Genomic DNA, 21,611 nt, shown 5'->3' on the forward strand with positions numbered 1-21,611 from the left:
GGGCTCAAGCAGGCGCACGGGCCTGGGCGTCGAGATGCTCCAGCGTGCGGCGGTAGATGTTCTTGAGCGGTTCGATGTCGGCCACGGCCACGTGCTCGTCGATCTTGTGGATGGTGGCATTGGGCGGGCCCAGCTCGATCACCTGCGGGCAGACCTGCGCGATGAAGCGGCCATCGCTGGTGCCGCCGGTGGTGGACAGCGTGGTGGCCACGCCGACCTCGTCGTGGATGGCCGCGCGCACCGCATCGACCAGCGTGCCCGGTGGCGTGAGGAAGGGCCGGCCTCCGAGCGTCCAGTCGAGGTCGAAGTCGGCGCCGGGCTGCAGGCCGTGGCGCTGCAGCAGCTCGCCGACCCGCTGCTGAAGGCCCTCGGGCGTGGACTCGGTGGAGAAACGGAAATTGAAATCGATCACCACCGTGCCCGGGATCACATTGCTCGCGCCGGTGCCGCCATGGATGTTGCTGATCTGCCAGCTGGTGGGCGGGAAGAATTCATTGCCACCGTCCCACACGGTGGCCGCGAGTTCGGCCAGCGCGGGGGCGGCGAGGTGGATCGGGTTCTTCGCCAGGTGGGGGTAGGCGATGTGGCCCTGGATGCCCTTGACGGTGAGCTTGCCGCTCATGGTCCCGCGGCGCCCGTTCTTGATCATGTCGCCGGTGCGCTCGACCGAGGTCGGCTCACCCACGATGCACCAGTCCAGCCGCTCGCCGCGCTGTTGGAGGGCATTGCAGACGATCACCGTGCCGTCCAGCGCCGGGCCTTCCTCGTCGCTGGTGAGCAGGAAGGCCACGTCGATGGCGGGCGCCGGGTTCGCGGCCACGAACTCTTCGCAGGCCACCACCATGGCCGCCAGCGAGGTCTTCATGTCGGCCGTGCCCCGGCCGAACAGCTTGCCGTCGCGGTGGCTGGGCACGAAGGGGTCGCTGGCCCAGGCGGTCAGCGGGCCGGTGGGCACCACGTCGGTGTGGCCGGCGAACACCAGGGTGGGCCGCCGGCCCTGGCCCAGGCGGGCCCAGAGGTTGGTCACACGAAAGTCGGCCGGGCCGCTCTCGATGGTCTCGCACGCGAAGCCCAGCCGCGCCAGCCGCGCGCCGATCAGCGCCTGGCAACCTTCGTCGCGGGGGGTGACGGAGGGGCAGGCGATCAGGGCTTCGGTCAGGCGCAGGGTATCGGTCATCGGATCAGAATTTGACGTCGAGCGTGAACTCGGTGAAGGTGGCGCTGTCGCCCCCGTCCTCTTCGCTGGCCTGCGCGGCTTCGCTCGCCTTGGTGGCGTTGAAGTCGTTCTGCAGGCGCCAGAGCAGGTTGTTGGGCGAATCGGCGTGGGCCAGGCCCTCGTTGCGCGCGACCAGACCATCGTTGATCAGGCGGGCCAGGTCCTGCTCGAAGCTTTGCGAGCCTTCGGCCAGCGACTTCTCCATGGCTTCGCGCACACCCGAAAAGTCGGCCTTCTGGATCAGGTCGGCGATCAGCGAGGTGTTGAGCATCACCTCCGTCGCCGGCACGCGCCCACCGGTGTGGGTGCGCAGCAGGCGTTGCGAGACGATGGCGCGCAGCGCGGCGGCCAGGTCGCCCAGCAGCGTGGGGCGCACCTCGACCGGGTAGAAGCTCAGGATGCGGTTGAGCGCCTGGTAGCTGTTGCTGGCGTGCAGCGTGGCCAGGCACAGGTGGCCTGACTGCGCATAGGAAATGGCGGCCGACATGGTCTCGCGGTCGCGGATCTCGCCGATCAGGATCACGTCCGGCGCCTGGCGCAAGGCATTCTTCAGGGCGACCTGGAGCGAGGCGGTGTCGGGCCCGATCTCGCGCTGGTTCACCACCGACTTCTTGTTGCGGTAGACGTACTCGATCGGGTCTTCGATCGTCAGGATGTGGCCCGTGGCGCGCTCGTTGCGGTGGTCGATCATGGCCGCCAGCGTGGTGCTCTTGCCCGCGCCGGTGGCGCCGACCATGAGCATGAGCCCGCGTTTTTCCATGATGAGATCGGCCAGCACCGGCGCCACGTTGAGCGAGTCCAGCGGGGGGATCTCGCTCGACACGAAGCGGATCACCACCGCGACGTGGCCGCGCTGGCGGAACGCGCTGACGCGGAAGTTGCCCAGGTTCTCCAGCGGCACGGCCATGTTGAGCTCGCCGGTTTCCTGCAGCTCTTCCATGCGGGTGGGCGGCACGATCTCGGCCAGCAGGTTGCGCGGCGCCTCCGGCGGCAGCACCTGGCTGTTGACGGGGATGGTCTGGCCGTTGATCTTGATCATGGCCGGCGCGTGCGCCGTCAGGTACACGTCCGAGGCCTTCTTGTCGGCCATCAGGCGCAGGATGCGCTCCATCGTTCCGCTGCTCATGCCATCTCCCTGTGGGTTGCTCCGGGCCGCCGCTGCCGCCTCAATCGCGCAGGAGGTCGTTCAGGCTGGTCTTGGCGCGGGTCTGCGCATCCACGCGCTTGACGATGATCGCCGCGTACAGGCTGTACTTGCCGCCGTCCTTGGGCAGGTTGCCGCTGATCACGACCGAGCCGGCCGGCACGCGGCCGTAGCTCACCTCGCCCGTGGCGCGGTCGTAGATCGGGGTGCTCTGGCCGATGTACACGCCCATGGAGATGACCGAGTTCTCCTCGATCACCACGCCTTCGACGACTTCGGAGCGGGCGCCGATGAAGCAGTTGTCTTCGATGATGGTGGGGCCGGCCTGCAGCGGCTCCAGCACGCCGCCGATGCCCACGCCGCCCGAGAGGTGCACGTTCTTGCCGATCTGCGCGCAGGAGCCCACCGTGGCCCAGGTGTCGACCATGGTGTTCTCGTCCACGTAGGCGCCGATGTTCACGTAGCTGGGCATGAGGATCGCGCCCTTGGCGATGTAGCTGCCGCGACGGGCCACGGCCGGCGGCACCACGCGCACGCCGGTGGCCTTCATCTCGGCTTCGCTCAGGTGGGCGAACTTGGTCTTGACCTTGTCGAAGAAGCCGAGGTCGCCGGCGCGCATGACTTCGTTGTCCTTCAGGCGGAAGGAGAGCAGCACGGCCTTCTTGATCCACTGGTGCACCGTCCACTGGCCCACGCCTTCGCGCGTGGCCACGCGCAGCTTGCCGTTGTTGAGCTCGGAGATCACATGCTCCACCGCGTCCACCACTTCCTTGGGAGCGGAGGCGGGGGAGAGTTCGGCACGGTTGTCCCAGGCGTTGTCGATCAGGGTTTGCAGTTGTTGGGTCATGGTCTCAGAGGAGCAAGGGTGAAGAAAAGGAGAGAAAGCGGGAGGGCGCCGCGTCAGGCGCGGCGCGACAGGAAGGCCTGGATGCGCCCGGCGGCTTCCAGGCATTCGGCGGGTTCGGCCACCAGGGCCATGCGCACGCGGCCGGTGCCCGGGTTCGCGCCGCCGACCTCGCGGGCCAGGTAGCTGCCGGGCAGCACCGTCACATTGTATTGAGCCAGCAGCTCGCGGGCGAAAGCCTCGTCGGCGCTGAGGCCGGCCGCGGCGTCGGCAAACGAGGCCGGCACGGCGGCCCACAGGTAAAAGGAGGCGTCGGGCAGGGCCACGTCGAGCACCTGGGCCAGCAGCGGCGTGACCTGGGCGAATTTCTCGCGGTACTGGCGCCGGTTGTCCACGACGTGGTCTTCATCGCCCCAGGCCGCCACGCTGGCCGCCTGCACCACCGGGCTCATGGCGCCACCGTGGTAGGTGCGGTAGAGCAGGAAGGGCTTGATCAGCGAGGCGTCGCCCGCCACGAAGCCGCTGCGCAGGCCCGGCACGTTGCTGCGCTTGGACAGGCTGGTGAACATCATCAGGCGGCGGAAGTCGGTGCGGCCCAGGCGTTGCGCGGCTTCCAGGCCGCCCAGCGGGGCGTCGTCGCGGAAGTAGATCTCGCTGTAGCACTCGTCGGAGGCGATCACGAAGCCGTGGCGGTCGCTCAGCTCGAACAGGCGCTGCCATTCGTCCAGCGGCATCACGGCCCCAGCGGGGTTGCCGGGCGAGCACACGAACAGCAGTTGCGTGCGCGCCCAGACCGCCTCGGGCACGCTGTCCCAGTCGGCCGCGAAGTTGCGCGCGGGGTCGCAGGCCACGTAGTGCGGCTCGGCACCGCCCAGGAAGGCCGCGCCTTCGTAGATTTGATAGAACGGGTTGGGCATCACCACGGTGGCGCCCGGGCGCGTCGGGTCGATCACGGTCTGCGCGAACGCGAACAGCGCCTCGCGCGAGCCATTGACGGGCAGCACCTGGGTGGCCGCGTCCAGCGCCACGCCGTAGCGCCGCTGCACCCAGGCGGCACAGGCCTCGCGCAGCGCCGGCGTGCCCGCCGTGGCGGGGTAGCTGCTCAATCCGGTGTCGAGCGAGGCGGCCAGGGCCTGTTTCAGGAAATCGGGCGCGGCGTGCTTGGGCTCGCCGATGCCCAGGCTGATGGGGCGCAGGGCGGGGTTGGGGGTGATGTCGGCAAAGAGCTTGCGCAGCCGCTCGAAGGGGTAGGGCTGCAGGCGCGAGAGCAAGGGGTTCATGGCCGACGATTATCGGGCTTGGCGCAAAGGGTGCACCGTACCGTACCCCGGGGCGCATGCACGGTATCATCAGCCACCCCTCCATCGCGCCTGCGATGGGGGAAATGCCTTTGAAATCAAACACTTGGCTATGCCAGGGGGCCTCCCAGCGTGCGTCTCAACTCGATCAAGCTCTCCGGCTTCAAGTCCTTCGCCGAACCCACCAACTTCATGCTCCCGGGCCAGCTCGTGGGTGTGGTCGGGCCCAACGGCTGCGGCAAGTCCAACATCATGGACGCGGTGCGCTGGGTGCTGGGCGAGTCCAAGGCCTCCGAGCTGCGCGGCGAATCCATGCAGGACGTGATCTTCAACGGCACGACCTCGCGCAAGCCCGCCAGCCGTTCCAGCGTCGAACTGGTGTTCGACAACAGCGACCACCGTGCGGGCGGCCAGTGGGGCCAGTTCGGCGAGATCGCGGTCAAGCGCGTGCTCACGCGCGACGGCACCAGCAGCTACTACATCAACAACCAGCCGGTGCGCCGCCGCGACGTGCAGGACGTGTTCCTGGGCACCGGCCTGGGCCCGCGCGCCTACGCCATCATTGGCCAAGGCACCATCAGCCGCATCATCGAGAGCAAGCCCGAAGAATTGCGCCTGTTCCTGGAGGAAGCCGCCGGGGTTTCCAAGTACAAGGAACGCCGCCGCGAGACCGCGCACCGCCTGGCCGACACGCGCGAAAACCTCACGCGGGTGGAAGACATCCTGCGCGAGCTCAACGCCAACCTCGACAAGCTGGAGAAACAGGCCGAGGTGGCCGCGCGCTACAACCACCTGCAGGCCAGCGCCACGCTCAAGCAGCAGCAGCTGTGGTTCCTCAAGCGCAGCGAGGCCGAGTCGGACCAGGTCAAGGTGAAGACCGATGCCGCCCAGGCGGTCAACGACCTCGAATCGCGCACCGCCGACCTGCGCCGCATCGAATCCGAGCTCGAAACCATCCGCCAGGCCCATTACGCGGCCGGTGATCAGGTGAACCAAGCCCAGGGCAAGCTGTACGAGGCCAGTGCCGAGGTCGGCAAGCTCGAGGCCGAGATCCGCTTCGTGGTCGAGGGCCGCCAGCGCGTCGAACAGCGCCTGGTGCAGCTGAAAGAACAGATGGGCTCCTGGGCCACGCGCAGCCAGGACGCGGCGGTGGAGCTGGAGCAGCTCGCCGAGTCCATGGTGCAGGCCGAGGACCAGTCGGTCGTGCTGGCCGCGCAGGGCGAGGAACAGTCGGGCGCCTTGCCCGCGCTGGAAGACCACCTGCGCCAGGCCCAGACCCGGGCCAACGAGCAGCGCGCCAGCGTGACGCAGGTGCAGCAGCAGATCCAGGTGCTGGCCGCCGAGCAGCGCAACGTCGAAGAACAGAGCCGCACGCTCAACCAGCGCCGCGAGCGCCTGGTGGCCGACCGCAACGCCCTGGCCGCACCCGACGAGGCGCGCCTGCTCAGCGCCCAGACCCAGCTGTCCAGCGCGCAGGAGACCGCCGAACTCAACGACGCCGTGCTGCACGAGCTGCAGGACAGCGTGCCCCAGCTCGACGAGGCGCGCCGCGCCGCGCAGCAGGCGGTGAACCAGGAGTCCGCGAAGCAGGCCGACCTGTCGGCCCGCATGGAGGCGCTCAAGGCGCTGCAGGACAAGGTCAAGACCGACGGCAAGTTGAAGCCCTGGCTGGCCAAACACGGCCTGGACAGCCTGCAGGGTTTGTGGAGCCGCATCCACATCGAAACCGGCTGGGAAAACGCCCTGGAAGCCGCGCTGCGCGAACGCCTGAGTGCGCTGGAGGTGTCTCGCCTGGACATGGTGCGCGCCTTCGGCAACGACGCGCCACCGGCCAAGCTGGCCTTCTACAGCCCACCGCCTGGTGCGGCCGCGAGCAGCAGCGCCACCGGCCTCAAACCCCTGGTGCAATGGCTGCGCCTGAACGACGCCGGCCAACAGGCGCTGTTGGCCGAGTGGCTGCACGGCTGCCTCACGGCCACCAACCTGGAAGAAGCGCTCGCCCAGCGCGCGCAGCTGCAGGCCGGCGAGGTGATCTTCGTCGCCAGCGGCCACGCCGTCACGGCGCACAGTGTGAGCTTCTACGCGCCCGACAGCGAGCAGGCCGGCCTGCTGGCGCGGGCGCAGGAAATCGAGAACATCGACAAGCAGCTCAAGGCCCAGGTGCTGATCGCCGAGCAGGCGCGCTCTGCCCTGATCCGCGCCGAGGCGGCCTACACCGACGCTTCGCAGCGCCTGGTGAGCGCGCGCCGCGATGCCGCCGAGTCGCGCAGCCGAGCGCACGAGCTGCAGGTGGAAGCCCTGCGCCTGACACAGCTGGCCGAACAGACCCGCGCGCGCAGCGAGCAGATCGGCGCCGACCTGGCCGAAGTGGACGCCCAGCTCGACGAGCTGCAGGAGCGCCGCGTGACGGCCGAGGCCCGCTTCGAAGAGCTGGACATGCAGCTGGCCGACAGCCAGGAGCGCCACGCACAGTTCGACGACAAGGTGATCGAAGCCGAGCGCGCGCTGAACCAGGCGCGCGAGCAGCAGCGCTCGCTGGAGCGCACCGCGCAGGAAGCCGTCTTCGCGCTGCGCAGTCTGCAGGCGCGCCAGAGCGAGCTGCAGCGCGCCATGGAAACCGCGGCCACCCAGGAAAAATCGCTGGCGGACGAGCAGCAGCGCGCCAGCGACGAACTCGCCCGGCTGAACGACGCGGCGGCCCAGGCCGGTCTGCAGAACGCCCTGGCCATGAAGCTGGAGCGCGAGCAGGCCCTGGGGGCGCTGCGCAGCCAATACGACGAACTTACCGCCAAGCTGCGCGCCAGCGACGAGCGCCGCCTGCAGCTGGAACGCGAACTCGAACCGCTGCGCAACCGCATCACCGATTTCCAGCTCAAGGAGCAGGCCGCCCGCCTGGGCGTGGAGCAGTACAGCCAGTTGCTCGAAGAGGCCCAGGCCGATCTGGCGGCGGTGGCGCAGAGCATCACCGAAGGCAATGTGCGACTCGCCGGCCTGCAGGGCGAGATCGACCGCCTGCACCGCGAGATCCAGTCGCTTGGCGCGGTCAACCTCGCCGCGCTCGATGAACTCACCGCGGCGCGCGAGCGCAAGACCTTCCTCGACGCGCAATCGGCCGACCTGGTCGAGGCCATGAACACGCTGGAAGACGCGATCAAGAAGATCGACAACGAAACCCGCGAACTGCTGGGCAGCACCTTCGAGACCGTCAACGGCCACTTCGGCCGCATGTTCCCCGAGCTGTTCGGTGGCGGCAACGCCAGGCTGGTGATGACGGGCGAGGAGATCCTCGATGCTGGCGTGCAGGTGATGGCGCAGCCGCCCGGCAAGAAGAACCAGACCATCCACCTGCTCTCGGGCGGCGAGAAGGCGCTGACCGCCATCGCGCTGGTGTTCGCCATCTTCCAGCTCAACCCCGCGCCGTTCTGTCTGCTGGACGAGGTGGACGCGCCGCTGGACGACGCCAACACCGAACGCTATGCGAAACTGGTGACCGCCATGGCCAAGGAAACCCAGTTCCTGTTCATCAGCCACAACAAGATCGCCATGGAAATGGCCGAGCAGTTGATCGGCGTGACCATGCAGGAGCAGGGCGTCTCCCGCATCGTGGCGGTGGACATGGAATCGGCCGCCGGCATGCTCGAACCCACCTGATCACACTCCACACCATGAGCACATTGCAAATCGGTCTGGCCATCATGGGCGGTCTCGTACTGGCGGGCCTGGTGGCCTACAACGCCTGGACGACCAGCCGCAGCGCGCCGCGCACGGCCCGCGAACGCAGCGAGGCGCCGCGCGACGAAGTGGCTGGCGACGAGACCCTGCCTTACACGCCGGCCGACCTCTCCGAGCACGAGATCCAGCGCATCGACCCGGTGCTCGGCGACATGCCGGGCGCGCCCCCGCCGCCCGACCCGGCGGCGATCGCGCAAGCCGCGGCGGCGGTGAGCCTCAACCCGCTGATGACCCAGCCGCCCGACAAGCGACCGGGCCTGGACGCGCTGATCGACGTCATCGCGCCCCTGCTGCTGGAGCACGAGGTGTCCGGCGACGCCTTGCTGGCCGCCTTGCCGGGCACGCGGCGCGTGGGCAGCAAACCGTTTGCTGTCGAAGGCCAGAGCGAGACCACCGGTGAATGGGAAAGCCCCCGCCTGGGCCAGCGCTACCGCGCGCTGCAGGCCGGCGTGCAACTGGCCAACCGCTCGGGGCCGCTCAACGACATCGAGTTCTCCGAATTCGTGGTGAAGGCCCAGGCCTTCGCCGACGCGGTCGGCGCCTCGCCCGATTTCCCCGACATGCGCGCCGAGGTGGCCCGGGCCCGCGAGCTGGATGCCTTCGCCAGTGGGCACGATGCCCAGCTGGGCTTCACGCTGCGCGCGCGCCGCACTGCCTGGAGCCCGGGCTATGTCGCGCAGCACGCGTCCAAGCTCGGCTTCGTCGCGGGGGCCCTGCCCGGGCGCATGGTGCTCTCGGGCAGCCAGAGCGGCCAGGCACCGATCCTCAGCCTCATGTTCGACCCGCAGGCCGCCATGGCCGAAGACCCCGAACAGACCGCCCTGCGCGAGATCGCGCTCTCGCTCGAAGTCACGCACGTGCCGCGCAGCGAACAACCCTTTGTGCGCATGCGCCAGGCCGCCACGGCGCTGGCCGAGGCCATGGAAGGCGTCGTCACCGACGACGGCGGCCAGCCGCTGTCCACCGACACCATGGACCGCATCGGTGCCGACCTCGAAAGCCTGTACGACGCGCTCGACAGCCGCGACCTGTCCGCCGGTTCCCCGCAGGCGCGCCGACTCTTCTCCTAAATGACCGCTGACCTGTTTGCCGAGCCGCCGTCGCCGGCCGCGCGCGCCGCCGAATTGCGCGCGCAACTGCACCACCACGCCCACCGCTACTACACGCTCGACGAACCGGAGATCCCCGACGCCGAGTACGACAGGCTGTTCCGCGAGCTGCAGGCCATCGAGGCCGCGCACCCCGAACTGCTCATGCCCGACTCGCCGACCCAGCGCGTGGGCGGTGCGATCCTGAAGGAACTGGTGCCCGTGCGCCACGCGGTGCCGATGCTCAGTATCCGCACCGAGACCGACACCGAAGCCACGGGCGCGGTGGCCTTCGACGCGCGCGTGCGGCGCGAGCTCAAGCTGAGCGAAACCGATCCACCCGTCGACTACCTGGCCGAACTGAAGTTCGACGGGCTGGCCATGAGCCTGCGCTACGAGCAGGGCGTGCTGGTGCGGGCCGCCACGCGCGGTGACGGCGAGACCGGCGAGGACGTGACCCACAACGTGCGCACCATCGGGCAGATCCCGCTGCGCCTGCCCGAGGGCGTGCCGGAGGTGCTCGAGGTGCGTGGCGAGGTGTACATGCGCCGCGACCAGTTCGAGCGGCTCAACGAACGCCAGCGCGAGAAGATCGCCAGTGGCGCGAAGGGCGAGAAGACCTTCGTCAATCCGCGCAACGCCGCCGCCGGGGCCGTGCGGCAACTCGACTCGAAGATCACGCGCGACCGTCCCCTGAGCTTCTTCGCCTATTCCTGGGGCGAGGTGCTGGGCGATGCCGAGCCGCCTGCGACGCAGTACGACTGGCTCATGCGCCTGAAGGCCTGGGGGTTCCCGGTCGCCGAACAGACCACGCGCTGCCGCGGTGCCGATGAGCTCGTGGCCTTTCACCGCCGCATCGGCGAACTGCGCGACACGCTGCCGTTCGACATCGACGGCGTGGTCTACAAGGTCGATTCCCTGGCGCGGCAGAAGCAGATGGGCTTTGTCACGCGCGAGCCGCGCTGGGCCGTGGCGCACAAGTACCCGGCGCAAGAACAATTGACCACCGTCCAGGCCATCGACGTGCAGGTCGGCCGCACCGGCAAGCTCACGCCGGTGGCCAAGCTGGCACCCGTGTTCGTGGGTGGTGTCACGGTGACGAACGCCACCTTGCACAACGAGATGGAGGCGCGCCGCAAGGACGTGCGCGTGGGCGACACGGTGATCGTGCGCCGCGCGGGCGATGTGATTCCCGAGGTCGTCTCGGTGCTGACCGACAAGCGCGTCGGCGATCCTCCGCCGTTCACCATGCCCGCCCAATGCCCGGTGTGCGGCAGCGACGCGGTGCGGGAAGAGGGCGAGGCCGACCACCGCTGCACCGGGGGCCTGTTCTGTGCCGCGCAGCGCAAAGAGGCCATCCTGCACTTCGCGCACCGCCGGGCCGTCGAGATCGAGGGCCTGGGCGACAAGCTGGTGGAGCAACTGGTCGACAGTGGCCTGATCAAGACGCTGCCCGATCTCTACAAACTCGGTTTCACCGCCCTGGCCGGGCTGGACCGCATGGCCGAGAAGTCCGCCAACAACATCGTGGCCGCGCTCGAGAAATCCAAGCGCACCACGCTGCCGCGTTTCCTCTTCGGCCTGGGCATCCGCCACGTGGGCGAGGCCACGGCCAAGGAACTGGCGCGCCACTTCGGCCAGCTCGACCGCATCATGGACGCCAGCGTCGAAGCCCTCTCGGAGGTCAACGACGTGGGCCCGGTGGTGGCGCAGAGCATCCACACCTTCTTCGAACAGCCGCACAACCGCGAAGTGGTGGAGCAGCTGCGCGCCTGCGGCCTGAGCTGGGAAGAGGGCGAGCCCGCCGCGCGCGCGCCGCAACCCCTGGCCGGCAAGACCTTCGTGCTCACCGGCACCTTCCCCACGCTCAGCCGAGACCAGGCCAAGGACCTGCTCGAAGCCGCGGGCGCCAAGGTGGCCGGCTCGGTGAGCAAGAAGACCGACTACGTGGTGGCCGGCACCGAAGCCGGCAGCAAGCTGGAGAAAGCGCAGACGCTGGGCGTGGCGGTGATCGACGAAGCGGCCATGCTGGCGATGCTGGGCACCGAGGCCTGACGCTTCACTCGCCCAGCCGGTAGCTCAGCGTGAGGTTCGCGCGCCAGTGGCGCTGCGTGTTCTCCAGCGGCATGTCCCCGGTCGGCTTCGACACGGCCAGATCGAGGTTGTACTGCCGGTGGTTGGTCAGCCTCAGGCCCAGGCTGACCGAACTCAGCTGCGCAGGTGCCGGCGTGGCCAGGCGGGCGTACACACGGGCGGCCTCCAGCAGCACGTAGGGTTGCCACTGCCGCAACCAGGTGCCATCGACCGCGAACACGCGGTTGAGCTCCAGGCCCAGACCCCAACCCGAGTCGCCCACCGCTTCACCGGCGCCGTAGCCGCGCGCGAAACGGTTGCCGCCGAAGGACAGCTTCTCGCTGCTGGGCAGGTTGTGCGGGCTGTATTGCATGGCGAAGGACACCGCGGTGCCGAAGCGGTTGGCGAAGCGGTGCTGGTGGCTGGCCTCGGCCTGCAGGCGCGCGAAGTCCAGCTTCACCGCGCTGGGGCCTGAGAGCCCGGGCACGTTGCTGGTGATGCCCGCGTCGGCGCCGAGGCCCGAGAGGCCATGGGTCAGCCGCAGGTTGAGCTGCACGCTGTCGTTGGGCTTCTGCGCGGTGTAGCTCAACTGGCCGAACACGGCGCGCACCTGGGTGTCGTCGGTCAGCTGTGCGCCGTTGGCGGGGTTGGCGAGGCTGTCGCGCGTGTTCACGCCGTACAGCCCGGTGCTGGCCACCCAGCTGGTTTCCCGTGACAGTTTCAACGGCAGGCTGGCCGTGAGTTCGGCCCGCTCGACCTCGGTTCTTCGCTGCAGCGGGTTGCTCACCCCGAGTTGCTCGTCGGGATCGCCCCGGTAATGCGAAAGCGACCCTCTGACCGACCATCCCCGGCTGCCGAGGACTTGCTCGTAGTGCAGGGCGTTGTACCGGTCGTTGTCCGCCGTGGACAACAGGGTGGAGACACCGAGCTGGCTGCCGGCCACGAGGGGATCGTTCAGCACGCCGGTGACCACGGCGCGCGGATTCGGCTTGCGCGTCTCCAGGCCCACGGCGACGTCATAGGGCTTCTGGTTCGCCTGGATGACCAGTGTGCTGGCCCCGTCGGTGCTCGTGGGCAGTTGCACCTGCGCCTGGATGCCCATGCCCGGCAGGCGGCCGAGCAGGGCGGTGAAGTGTTCGAAAGTGGCCGTGCGCAGCGGCTTCTCATGGCGGATGTGCTCGGCGATCTCGCGCAACGGGGCCTCGGCCTTGCCGGGGTGGCCTTCGATGCGCACCGTCTGCACATGGCCTTCCACGGCCACCACGCGCACCACGCCGTGCTGGAAGTCCTGCTTGGGCACGAAGAAGAACGAGAGCGCGTAGCCGCGCTGCTGGTACAGCGTGGTCGCCTGCTGGGCGCGCGCCACGATGTCGCCCACCGTGACCGACTGCCCGGCCAGCGGCGCGAACAGCGCGGCCACCGTCTCGAAGGGAATCGACTGCACGCCCTCGATGTCGAACTTGCGCGGTGTGAGCCGCGCGTTCAACACCTCGGCGCCTGGTGGGGCGGGGGCCTGCACATCCACGTCCACCCGCACATCCGCGCCCGGCTGCGTGGGCAGCGCGGGGCGGGGCAGGGTGTCCAGCGGGCTGCCGACCGGGGCGAGGGCTTGCGCCCCCGCACCCGTGGCCACCCACCAGGCGGCCCCCGCCAGCAGCAGTGGTCGCGTGAACTGGCTTGGCATGTGCTCCCGCCCTCCGTGCGTCAGCGGCGCAGCGCGCCGGTCAGGCCACCGGTGATGCCACCGAGGGTGTTGGTCAGGGTGGTCGTCAGCGGGGTGGTGGTTCCACCGCCGGCAGCGGCGCCGCCACCCACGGTGGCGGTGATGCCTCCGGTCAGCGCGCCGACGGTGTTGACCACGGGCGCGAGCACGTTGACCGCACCGCCCGTGCTGCCGCCGCCGACGGCGCCGCCGGTCAGGCCGCTCACGGCACCGACGACGGGTGCCAGCACGCCCCCCGCGCCGCCGCCACCGCCCGTGGTGCCGCCCACGGCGCCGCCGATGTGGGCGACCAGGCCGCCGGTCTGGTTGACCACCTCACCCAGGCTGTTGACCACGGGTTGGCTGCCGTTGCCCTGCACACCCACACCCAGCTGTTGCACCGCGCCGCCGGTGGTCACCAGCAGGTTGCCGACGGGTGTGCCGACGCCGGTGGCATCGTTCACCCGGGTCGCCACTTGCGTCACACCGGTGGTGATGGGCACGATCGCGGTGTTGATCGCGCGGCCCACCTGTTCGACCGGGCTGACGGCGCCGCCGTTGGCGGGCCCGCTCACCAGGTCACCCGTGTGGCCGAGCGTGCGCGAGGTGTTGCCGAGGACCTCGCCCACATCCCGGGTGAGCGGCGTGTTGCTGCCTGCGAGCTTCCCGCCCGCCTGGCCCACGGCCGCTGAAACGGGGTCGATGACGCGGTCCACCACGGGACCCAGGCCCGTGGCCTTGCCCACGGTCTGCGTGGCGCCCACGCCGGTGTTCACCACCGTCTCCACCACCTTGCTGGCGCCGCCCAGCAACTGGTTGGCCGGGCCCGTGCCCAACTGCGTTTCCAGACCCTGCCCCACGCGGCTGACCACCTGGCCGGCCTGATCCACGGCCTGGCCCGCGACGTTGGTCACCGGACGCAGGGCCGAAGTGGCCGGGTTCTGGCCCAGGCCGGTGACGACGTCACCCGCGCTGGACACCGCGTTGCCCGCCTGATCCACCGCGCCGCCCAGGCCGGCCGCGGTGACGCCCAGGGGGTTGTCGACCTTGCCGATCTGGCCGACGCCGTTGGCCACCGCCGAACCCAAGGCGCTGACCACGCCGCCGGTGTGGCCGACCACGCCATCCACGCCTTGCGCCGAGGCACCGCCCACCAGGGGTTTGACCACGTTGGACACCGTGCCGCCCAGGCCGGAGACGGCCTGGCCCAGGTCGGTGACCGTGTTGCCTTGCTCGCGCACGACCGCGGCCAGCGGGGAGCTGCTGGTGCCACCACCGCTTCCCCCACCGCCATTGCCGCCACCACCACCACCACCCGAGCCTCCGCCCGAGGAAACGGCCGCGCCGTCGCCGGCGGTGTTGAGTGAACCCGTGCCAGAGCACCCGCCAAGGACCAGCAGGGCCGCAGCGAGCACGGTCAAGCCGGCCCGAGCCGGGCCGTGGGAACGATCGATAATCCTTTTCATGGATATCCTCCTGGTAAAAAATAAAGCAAGTGCAGACACCCCCGGCCAATTCCGGGGGCGGTTGCCAGCAATTCATCGACGGGTCGGGAAACAACATTAATTTGTTTCACCTTGCCTCGGAATTAATTCCCGGTGCGGACATCCGGTGCGAAATGGCTGACTCCCGCGACCAGTCTAGAGACTGTTGTTGCAATTCGCAGCAGGGTTTACTTGCTCAGAAAGAGCGGCTCAATCTCGCTGCATCCGGACGGCATGGGGCCCTTTGACGAAGGGAAAGCTGTATTGCAACGGGAAATGCAAACTTTATTCAACAGGGCAATCTGTCTTTCATTTCAATTTCCATAGAATGATTTTCCAATTGGTCAAATTTGAACGAGCGGCAGAAATCCCAATGTCCCGCGACTTTTGACACGGCAGCGGCATCACCCATTCCCACTTCCAATTCCACATCGGAGCGACATGAGCATCCAGACCATCCTCAAAATGGGGGATCCGCGCCTGCTGCGGCACGCCCAGCCCGTCACCTCGTTCGACACCCCCGAGCTGCACCAGCTCGTGGTCGACCTGCAGGACACCATGGCCGCGGCCCACGGCGCCGGCCTGGCCGCGCCGCAGATCGGGGTTGATCTGCAGGTGGCGCTGTTCGGCAGCGGCCTGCCCAACCCCCGCTACCCCGATGCGCCGCCGGTGCCGCGCACGGTGCTGATCAACCCCGTGATCACGCCGCTGGGGGACGAAGAGGAGGAAGACTGGGAAGGTTGCCTGTCGGTGCCGGGCATGCGTGGCGTGGTGCCGCGCTGGCGGCGCATCCGCTACCAGGGCTTTGACGTGCAGGGCCGTTCGATCGACCGCGAAGCCGAAGGCTTTCACGCCCGCGTGGTGCAGCACGAATGCGACCACCTCTGGGGCACGCTGTACCCGATGCGGGTGCGCGACTTCCGCCGCTTCGGCTTCACCGAGGTGCTGTTCCCCGGTCTGGCGGCCGCCGAAGACGACTGAAAAACCGCCTCCAAACGGCTGTTACAAACCGCGCCGCAGTTGAAACGTATTGAAATATCCAGTCAGCGAAATCGACTAGAGTCAGTCCCCGGCATAACAACCGAACAGGGACTCCCTTTCCATGAAGCGAATGCTTGTCGTGGCGGCCAGCGCGGCCGTACTGAGCGCCTGCAGCGTGACCAAGCCGCCCGCCACTGTGCCGGTGGACTTGCCGTCCACCTGGTACGCACCGCCGCTGGCACACCAGGGCAGCACCGAACAGCTCACCGCCTGGTGGAGCCGGTTCGATGACCCGGTGCTGACCGACTGGGTGGCGCGCGCGCAGGCCCAAAGCCCTTCCGCCGCATCGGCACGCGCACAGGTGTTCGCCGCCCGCGCGGCACGCCTGGGTGTGGAGGCCGAGACCGGCCCGCAGCTCAACGCGGTGGCCAACGCCAGCCGCGGCCGCACCGATCCGACCCAGCCGCTGGGCACCTCGTTGAATGCCGGCCTGCAGGCCTCATGGGCGATCGACCTGTGGGGCGGCAACGAGGCCCGCCGGGGCAGCGCCGAGGCGCAACAGGAAGCGGCCGGCGCCGGCTGGCACCAGGCCCGCGTGCTGGTGGCCTCGGAACTCGCGCAGCTGTACTTCGCCCAGCGCCTGTGCCGCGAGCAACTGGCGGTGGCCGCGCGCGACCGCGACTCGCGCGCCGTGACAGCCGAGAACAACGCGGTCTCCGAACGCGCCGGCCTCACGGCGCCGGCCGTGGCCGCGCTGGCGCGCGCCAGCGGTGCCGAGGGCTCCGCGCGCTTCCGGCAACAGGACGAAGTCTGCGAGCGCCAGGTGAAGTCGCTCACCGCGCTCACCGGCGTGCCCGAGCCCGACGTGCGGCAGCGGCTGACCGCCGCGCCCGACCTGCAGGCACTGCTGCAATCCCCGCGCATGGACCAGTTGCTGTCGGTGAACGCCGTGCCGGCCGAGGTGATCCGCCAGCGCCCCGACGTGTACCGCGCCCAGCGCGACCTCGTGGCGGCGAGCGAAGATGTGGGCGTGGCCCGCGCCGCCTTGCTGCCCAGCCTGTCGCTCTCGGGCAGCCTGCTGCGCAACCGCTTTTCGGGCGGCGGCACCGAGGGCACCTTCAACACCTGGTCGGTCGGCCCGCTCACGCTGAGCATGCCGCTGCTCGGGCGCGATGCCCTGCGCGCCAACACCGACAGCGCCCAGGCGCGCTACGAAGCCGCCGCCATCGCCTACGCCGGCACCTTGCGCCAGGCCGTGGCCGAGGTGGAGCAGGCGCTGGTGAGCATCTCCAGCCTGCGCGAGCGCGTGGCCTCCACCGACACCGCCGTGGCCGGCTACGGCCAGTCCTTCCAGGCCACCGAGGCGCGCTACCGCGTGGGCCTGGCCAGCCTGAACGAGCTGGAAGAGGCGCGCCGCCTCAAGCTCGCGGCCGACAGCAGCGCCGTGGCCCTGCAGCAGGAACGCATCAACGCCTGGATCCAGTTGTACGTCGCCCTCGGTGGCGGCTTCGACCCCGTGAACAACCCCGACGCTCTCAAAGACCCATCATGAACGCCGTTCCTCCGCAATCGCGCAAACGCTGGCTCTGGCTGGCCATCGCCCTGGCCGTCGTCCTTCTGGGCGTGTTCTGGGTCTTCATCAAGAAGCCGGGCAACGCCGACGCGCCCACGCCCGCCGCCGAAGCCGCACCAAGGCCCTCGCTCACCGTCACCGTGGCCAAGCCCACGCGCGGCAACCTGCCGATCCGCCTGCAGGCCAACGGCAACATCACGGCCTGGCAGGAAGCCAGCGTGGGTGCCGAGGTCAACGGCCTGCGCCTGGCCTCGGTGAACGTGAACGTGGGCGACGTGGTGCGCAAGGGCCAGGTGCTGGCCGTGTTCGCCAACGAAACCACCAAGGCCGACAGCCTGCAGAGCCAGGCCAGCCTGGCGCAGGCCGAGGCCAGCTTCGAGAACGCCAAGGCCGACGCCGACCGCGCGCGCTCGATCCAGGACACCGGTGCGCTGTCGAAATCGCAGGTGGCGCAGTACCTCACGCAGGAACGGGTGGCCCGCGCGCAGTTCGAGGCCGCCAAGGCCGCCTTCGGCGCGACCGAGGTGCGACTGGGCAACACGCGCGTGCTCGCGCCCGACGACGGCGTGATCTCCGCGCGCACCGCCACCGTAGGCGCGGTGGTGGGCGCCGGTCAGGAGCTGTTCCGCATGGTGCGCCAGAGCCGCATGGAATGGCGCGGCGAGGTCACGCCCAACGAGGTGGGCCGCATCCGCGTCGGCCAGAAGGTGCAGGTCACGGGGGCCACCGGCCTGGAGATCAACGGCCAGGTGCGCGCCATCGCGCCCAGCGCCGACCCGCAGACGCGCAACATCCTGGTCTTCGTGGACCTGCCGCGCCACGCCGAACTCAAGGCCGGCACCTTCGCCAAGGGCAGCTTCGACCTCGGGCAGAGCGAGGCGCTCACCGTGCCCAGCCAGGCCATCGTGGTGCGCGACGGCAGCAACTACGTGTTCGTGGTCGACGCGCAGAGCAAGGCCAACCAGCGCAAGGTGCAGACCGGGCGGCGGGTGGAGGAGCGCGTCGAGGTGCTCGAAGGCCTCAAGGCGGACGAGGCGGTGGCGGTGCAGGGTGCGGGCTTCCTGAACGAAGCCGACCTGGTCAAGGTCGTTCAGTGAGGGCGCGGCCATGAACGTCTCCGCCTGGTCCATCAAGAACCCCATCCCGGCGGCGATGCTGTTCGTCATGCTCACGCTGGCGGGCCTGTTCTCCTTCAAGCAGATGAAGGTGCAGAACTTCCCCGACCTGGACCTGCCCACCATCACCGTGGTGGCGGCGCTGCCGGGCGCCTCGCCCAACCAGCTCGAAAACGACGTCGCCCGCATCATCGAAAACAGCCTGGCCTCGCTGCAGGGCCTCAAGCACATCTACACCAAGGTGCAGGACGGCACGGTCTCGCTCACGGTCGAGTTCCGCATCGAGAAGAACACCCAGGAAGCGCTGGACGACGTGCGCTCGGCGGTGGCCAAGGTGCGCAGCGAGCTGCCCACCGACCTGCGCGATCCCATCGTCAACAAGGTGGAGCTGGCCGGCGGCGCGGTGCTGGCCTACACGGTGTCCTCCGACAAGATGGACGCCGAGGCCCTGTCCTGGTTCGTTGACAACGACGTGTCCAAGCAGCTGCTGTCGGTGACCGGCGTGGGCGCTGTCAGCCGCGTCGGTGGCGTGGACCGCGAGGTGCAGGTGCTGCTCGACCCGCTCAAGCTGCAGTCGCTGGGCACCACCGCCACCGACGTGTCGCGCCAGCTGGCGCGCGTGCAGATCGAGAGCGCGGGCGGCCGGGTGGATTTGGGCGGCAGCCAGCAGCCGCTGCGCACCTTGTCGCAACTGGCCTCGGCCGAGGCGCTGTCGAAGATGGAAATCGCGCTCAGCGATGGCCGCCGCATCCGCCTGGACCAGATCGCCGAGGTGCGCGACACCGTGGCCGAACCGACCGCCGCCGCCTTCCTGGACGGCAAGCCGGTGGTGGGCTTCGAGGTCGCGCGCAGCCGGGGCGCGAGCGAGATCGAGGTGGGCGACGGGGTGCGCGCGCGCCTCAAGGACCTGCAGACGGCGCGGCCCGACCTGAAGATCACCGAATCGTTCGACTTCGTGACGCCGGTGAAAGAAGAGTTCGACGCCTCCATGACGCTGCTCTACGAGGGCGCCTTGCTCGCCGTGCTGGTGGTGTGGCTCTTCCTGCGCGACATCCGCGCCACCATCGTCTCGGCCGTGGCCCTGCCGCTGTCGGCCATCCCGGCCTTCATCGGCATGTACTACATGGGCTTCACCATCAACGTGGTGACGCTGCTGGCGCTCTCGCTGGTGATCGGCATTCTGGTGGACGACGCCATCGTGGAGGTGGAGAACATCGTGCGCCACATGCGCATGGGCAAGTCACCGTACCAGGCCGCGATGGAGGCGGCCGACGAGATCGGCCTGGCGGTGATCGCCACCACCTTCACCCTGATCGCGGTGTTCCTGCCCACGGCCTTCATGGCGGGCATTCCGGGCAAGTTCTTCAAGCAGTTCGGCTGGACCGCCGCGCTCGCGGTGTTCGCCTCGCTGGTGGTGGCGCGCGCGCTCACGCCGATGATGGCGGCCTACATCCTCAAGCCCTTCGTGTCCCGGGAGATGCCGCGCTGGGCGGCGTCCAACCCCGTCACCGCCGCGGCCTGGCGCTGGGTCAACAACCAGGAGGAGCCCGGCTGGCTCAACACCTACCAGAACTGGGCGCGCTGGTGCATCCGCCACCGCTGGATCACCAGCATCGGCGCGGGCCTGTTCTTCGTCGGCTCGCTGCTGCTGATCCCGCTGCTGCCGCAGGGCTTCATCCCGCCCGACGACAACTCGCAGACCCAGGTGTTCCTGGAGCTGTCTCCCGGCGCGACGCTGGAACAGACCATCGCCACGGCCGAGCGCGCGCGGGTGCTGGTGGCGGCGGTGCCGCACGTGCGCTCGGTCTACACCACCATCGGCTCGGGCACGGCCGGCACCGACCCGTTCGCGCCGCAGGGCGCGGCCGAGTCGCGCAAGGCCGCGCTGACCATCCAGCTCGACCCGCGCGGCGAACGGCCGCGCAAGCAGGGCATTGAAAACCAGCTGCGCGAGGCGATGTCGAACCTGCCGGGCGTGCGCAGCAAGGTGGGCCTGGGCGGCTCGGGCGAGAAATACATCCTCACGCTCACCGGCAGCGATGCCCATGCGCTGAGCACCGCGGCGCGCGCCATCGAGCGCGACCTGCGCACCATCCAGGGGGTGGGCAGCATCCAGTCCACGGCCGCGCTGGTGCGCACGGAAATCATCGTCACGCCCGACCTCGCGCGCGCCGCCGAACTCGGCGTCACGAGCTCGGCCATCGCCGAAACGCTGCGCATCGCCACCGTGGGCGACTACGACAACGCCTTGCCCAAGATGAACCTGCCCGAGCGGCAGATCCCCATCGTGGTCAAGCTGGACGTGGGCGCGCGGCACGACCTCGAGGTGCTCAACCGCCTCGCGGTGCCCGGCAGCAAGGGCCCGGTGATGCTGGGGCAGGTGGCCCAGCTCGACTTCGGCGGCGGGCCGGCGGTGATCGACCGCTACGACCGCGCGCGCAACATCAACTTCGAGGTGGAGCTCGCGGGCATCGCGCTGGGCGACATGAAGATGGCGGTGGAAAAGCTGCCCAGCCTGCGCAACCTGCCACCGGGCGTGTCGGTGCTGGAGATCGGCGACGCGGAAGTGCAGGGCGAGCTGTTCGCCAGCTTCGGCCTGGCGATGCTGACCGGCGTGTTGTGCATCTACATCGTGCTGGTGCTGCTGTTCAAGGCGTTCCTGCACCCGGTGACCATCCTGGCGGCGCTGCCGTTGTCGCTGGGTGGGGCTTTTGTGGCGCTTCTGCTGGCGAACAAGAGTTTTTCCATGCCTTCGCTGATCGGTCTGATCATGCTGATGGGGGTGGCGACGAAGAACTCGATCCTGCTGGTGGAGTACGCGATCGAGGCGCGGCGCGAGCACGGGTTGAGCCGGCTCGACGCGATCCTGGACGCCTGCCACAAGCGGGCCCGGCCGATCGTGATGACGACCATTGCCATGGGCGCGGGCATGTTGCCGATCGCGATTGGCTGGGGCGCGGCCGATGGCAGCTTCCGTTCACCGATGGCGGTGGCGGTGATCGGCGGCCTGATCACCTCGACCTTCCTGAGCCTGTTGGTGATTCCGGCGGTGTTCACCATCGTGGACGATGTGTCGCTGTGGTTCGCCGGCTTGTTCCGGCGCAAGCCGGCGGCCGATGGGCATGACCCTGTGGAGACGGGGACCCTTCGCGCCTAGTCCGTTGGGGGATCAGGGGGACGGCGGTGCGCTCAGCTCCGCGAATGTCCCCCGAGTCGGCTTCGCCGCCTCTCCTCCTTTACTTCGCTGCGCTGAACGCACCGCCGTCCCCCTGATCCTGCCGACGGGTTGGCCCATGGTCGGTGGTGTGCCAAGAGCACTTCCAAGCCCGCGAGGGTGGGTGTTCTGCGCAGCGGGGTAAAG

General features: G+C 69.2%; 13 protein-coding genes. 7 read left to right on the forward strand and 6 right to left on the reverse strand.

Going from position 1 to position 21,611, the window contains the following annotated elements; all coding sequences use genetic code 11:
- Window positions 1-4: 4 nt before the first annotated feature.
- The 4 genes from dapE to dapC are packed head-to-tail and all read right to left on the reverse strand — an operon-like array spanning window position 5 to window position 4,484.
- Complete coding sequence (gene dapE, locus AC1Q9M_RS18205; protein WP_444686620.1) at window positions 5-1,177, reverse strand: succinyl-diaminopimelate desuccinylase; 1,173 nt, start codon at window positions 1,175-1,177, stop codon at window positions 5-7.
- 4 nt (window positions 1,178-1,181) lie between these two features.
- On the reverse strand, window positions 1,182-2,342 hold the full coding sequence (locus AC1Q9M_RS18210; RefSeq protein WP_291121522.1) for a PilT/PilU family type 4a pilus ATPase: 1,161 nt from the start codon (window positions 2,340-2,342) through the stop codon (window positions 1,182-1,184).
- Window positions 2,343-2,382: 40 nt separating this feature from the next.
- Entirely contained in the window at window positions 2,383-3,207 is an 825-nt protein-coding gene (gene dapD, locus AC1Q9M_RS18215; RefSeq protein ID WP_291121525.1) for a 2,3,4,5-tetrahydropyridine-2,6-dicarboxylate N-succinyltransferase, read from the reverse strand.
- Between the two features lie 53 nt (window positions 3,208-3,260).
- Window positions 3,261-4,484: a succinyldiaminopimelate transaminase gene (dapC, locus tag AC1Q9M_RS18220; RefSeq protein WP_444686619.1), complete on the reverse strand. Its 1,224-nt coding sequence runs from the start codon at window positions 4,482-4,484 to the stop codon at window positions 3,261-3,263.
- Window positions 4,485-4,634: 150 nt separating this feature from the next.
- Between dapC and smc the strand changes: the two genes are divergently transcribed.
- The 3 genes from smc to ligA are packed head-to-tail and all read left to right on the forward strand — an operon-like array spanning window position 4,635 to window position 11,377.
- Complete coding sequence (gene smc, locus AC1Q9M_RS18225) at window positions 4,635-8,153, forward strand: chromosome segregation protein SMC (protein WP_492434948.1); 3,519 nt, start codon at window positions 4,635-4,637, stop codon at window positions 8,151-8,153.
- A 14-nt stretch (window positions 8,154-8,167) separates the two neighbouring features.
- Window positions 8,168-9,304 (forward strand): cell division protein ZipA C-terminal FtsZ-binding domain-containing protein, encoded by a 1,137-nt coding sequence (locus AC1Q9M_RS18230; RefSeq protein WP_492434950.1) that lies wholly within the window; start codon window positions 8,168-8,170, stop codon window positions 9,302-9,304.
- A complete protein-coding gene (gene ligA, locus AC1Q9M_RS18235; RefSeq protein ID WP_382324957.1) occupies window positions 9,305-11,377 on the forward strand; it encodes an NAD-dependent DNA ligase LigA in 2,073 nt (690 codons plus the stop codon). It begins immediately after the preceding gene.
- 4 nt (window positions 11,378-11,381) lie between these two features.
- On the opposite strand, the gene AC1Q9M_RS18240 is transcribed toward ligA, so the two are convergent.
- Both AC1Q9M_RS18240 and AC1Q9M_RS18245 read right to left on the reverse strand, forming a co-directional pair.
- Window positions 11,382-13,079 carry a ShlB/FhaC/HecB family hemolysin secretion/activation protein gene (locus AC1Q9M_RS18240; RefSeq protein WP_492434953.1) on the reverse strand — a complete coding sequence of 566 codons (1,698 nt, stop codon included), beginning with the start codon at window positions 13,077-13,079 and terminating at the stop codon, window positions 11,382-11,384.
- Between the two features lie 20 nt (window positions 13,080-13,099).
- Entirely contained in the window at window positions 13,100-14,563 is a 1,464-nt protein-coding gene (locus AC1Q9M_RS18245; protein WP_492434955.1) for a collagen-like triple helix repeat-containing protein, read from the reverse strand.
- Window positions 14,564-15,022: 459 nt separating this feature from the next.
- Here AC1Q9M_RS18245 and def point away from each other — a divergent pair, with 459 nt between their 5' ends.
- The 4 genes from def (at window position 15,023) to AC1Q9M_RS18265 (ending at window position 21,407) form a co-directional block, all read left to right on the forward strand.
- Complete coding sequence (gene def / locus AC1Q9M_RS18250) at window positions 15,023-15,562, forward strand: peptide deformylase (protein ID WP_382324951.1); 540 nt, start codon at window positions 15,023-15,025, stop codon at window positions 15,560-15,562.
- A gap of 121 nt (window positions 15,563-15,683) precedes the next feature.
- Window positions 15,684-17,114, forward strand: a complete 1,431-nt coding sequence (locus AC1Q9M_RS18255) for an efflux transporter outer membrane subunit (protein WP_382326627.1) — start codon at window positions 15,684-15,686, stop codon at window positions 17,112-17,114.
- Window positions 17,111-18,232, forward strand: a complete 1,122-nt coding sequence (locus AC1Q9M_RS18260) for an efflux RND transporter periplasmic adaptor subunit (protein WP_382326629.1) — start codon at window positions 17,111-17,113, stop codon at window positions 18,230-18,232. Before AC1Q9M_RS18255 ends, AC1Q9M_RS18260 begins: the two co-directional genes overlap by 4 nt.
- A 10-nt stretch (window positions 18,233-18,242) precedes the next feature.
- The gene (locus AC1Q9M_RS18265) at window positions 18,243-21,407 is read left to right on the forward strand and encodes an efflux RND transporter permease subunit (protein ID WP_382324949.1); all 3,165 of its coding nucleotides are present in this window, start codon (window positions 18,243-18,245) and stop codon (window positions 21,405-21,407) included.
- Window positions 21,408-21,611: the final 204 nt, after the last annotated feature.

It is taken from the genome of Hydrogenophaga sp. GW823-FHT04C09 (assembly GCF_058796355.1).

Bases quoted from the DNA above. Each gene is read 5' to 3' on its own strand.
- def (WP_382324951.1), top strand. From the start codon at position 15,023: ATGAGCATCCAGACCATCCTCAAAATGGGGGATCCGCGCCTGCTGCGG.
- AC1Q9M_RS18240 (WP_492434953.1), bottom strand. From the start codon at position 13,079: ATGCCAAGCCAGTTCACGCGACCACTGCTGCTGGCGGGGGCCGCCTGG.
- AC1Q9M_RS18255 (WP_382326627.1), top strand. From the start codon at position 15,684: ATGAAGCGAATGCTTGTCGTGGCGGCCAGCGCGGCCGTACTGAGCGCC.
- dapD (WP_291121525.1), bottom strand. From the start codon at position 3,207: ATGACCCAACAACTGCAAACCCTGATCGACAACGCCTGGGACAACCGT.
- AC1Q9M_RS18245 (WP_492434955.1), bottom strand. From the start codon at position 14,563: ATGAAAAGGATTATCGATCGTTCCCACGGCCCGGCTCGGGCCGGCTTG.
- dapC (WP_444686619.1), bottom strand. From the start codon at position 4,484: ATGAACCCCTTGCTCTCGCGCCTGCAGCCCTACCCCTTCGAGCGGCTG.
- AC1Q9M_RS18230 (WP_492434950.1), top strand. From the start codon at position 8,168: ATGAGCACATTGCAAATCGGTCTGGCCATCATGGGCGGTCTCGTACTG.
- AC1Q9M_RS18265 (WP_382324949.1), top strand. From the start codon at position 18,243: ATGAACGTCTCCGCCTGGTCCATCAAGAACCCCATCCCGGCGGCGATG.
- AC1Q9M_RS18260 (WP_382326629.1), top strand. From the start codon at position 17,111: ATGAACGCCGTTCCTCCGCAATCGCGCAAACGCTGGCTCTGGCTGGCC.
- ligA (WP_382324957.1), top strand. From the start codon at position 9,305: ATGACCGCTGACCTGTTTGCCGAGCCGCCGTCGCCGGCCGCGCGCGCC.
- dapE (WP_444686620.1), bottom strand. From the start codon at position 1,177: ATGACCGATACCCTGCGCCTGACCGAAGCCCTGATCGCCTGCCCCTCC.
- AC1Q9M_RS18210 (WP_291121522.1), bottom strand. From the start codon at position 2,342: ATGAGCAGCGGAACGATGGAGCGCATCCTGCGCCTGATGGCCGACAAG.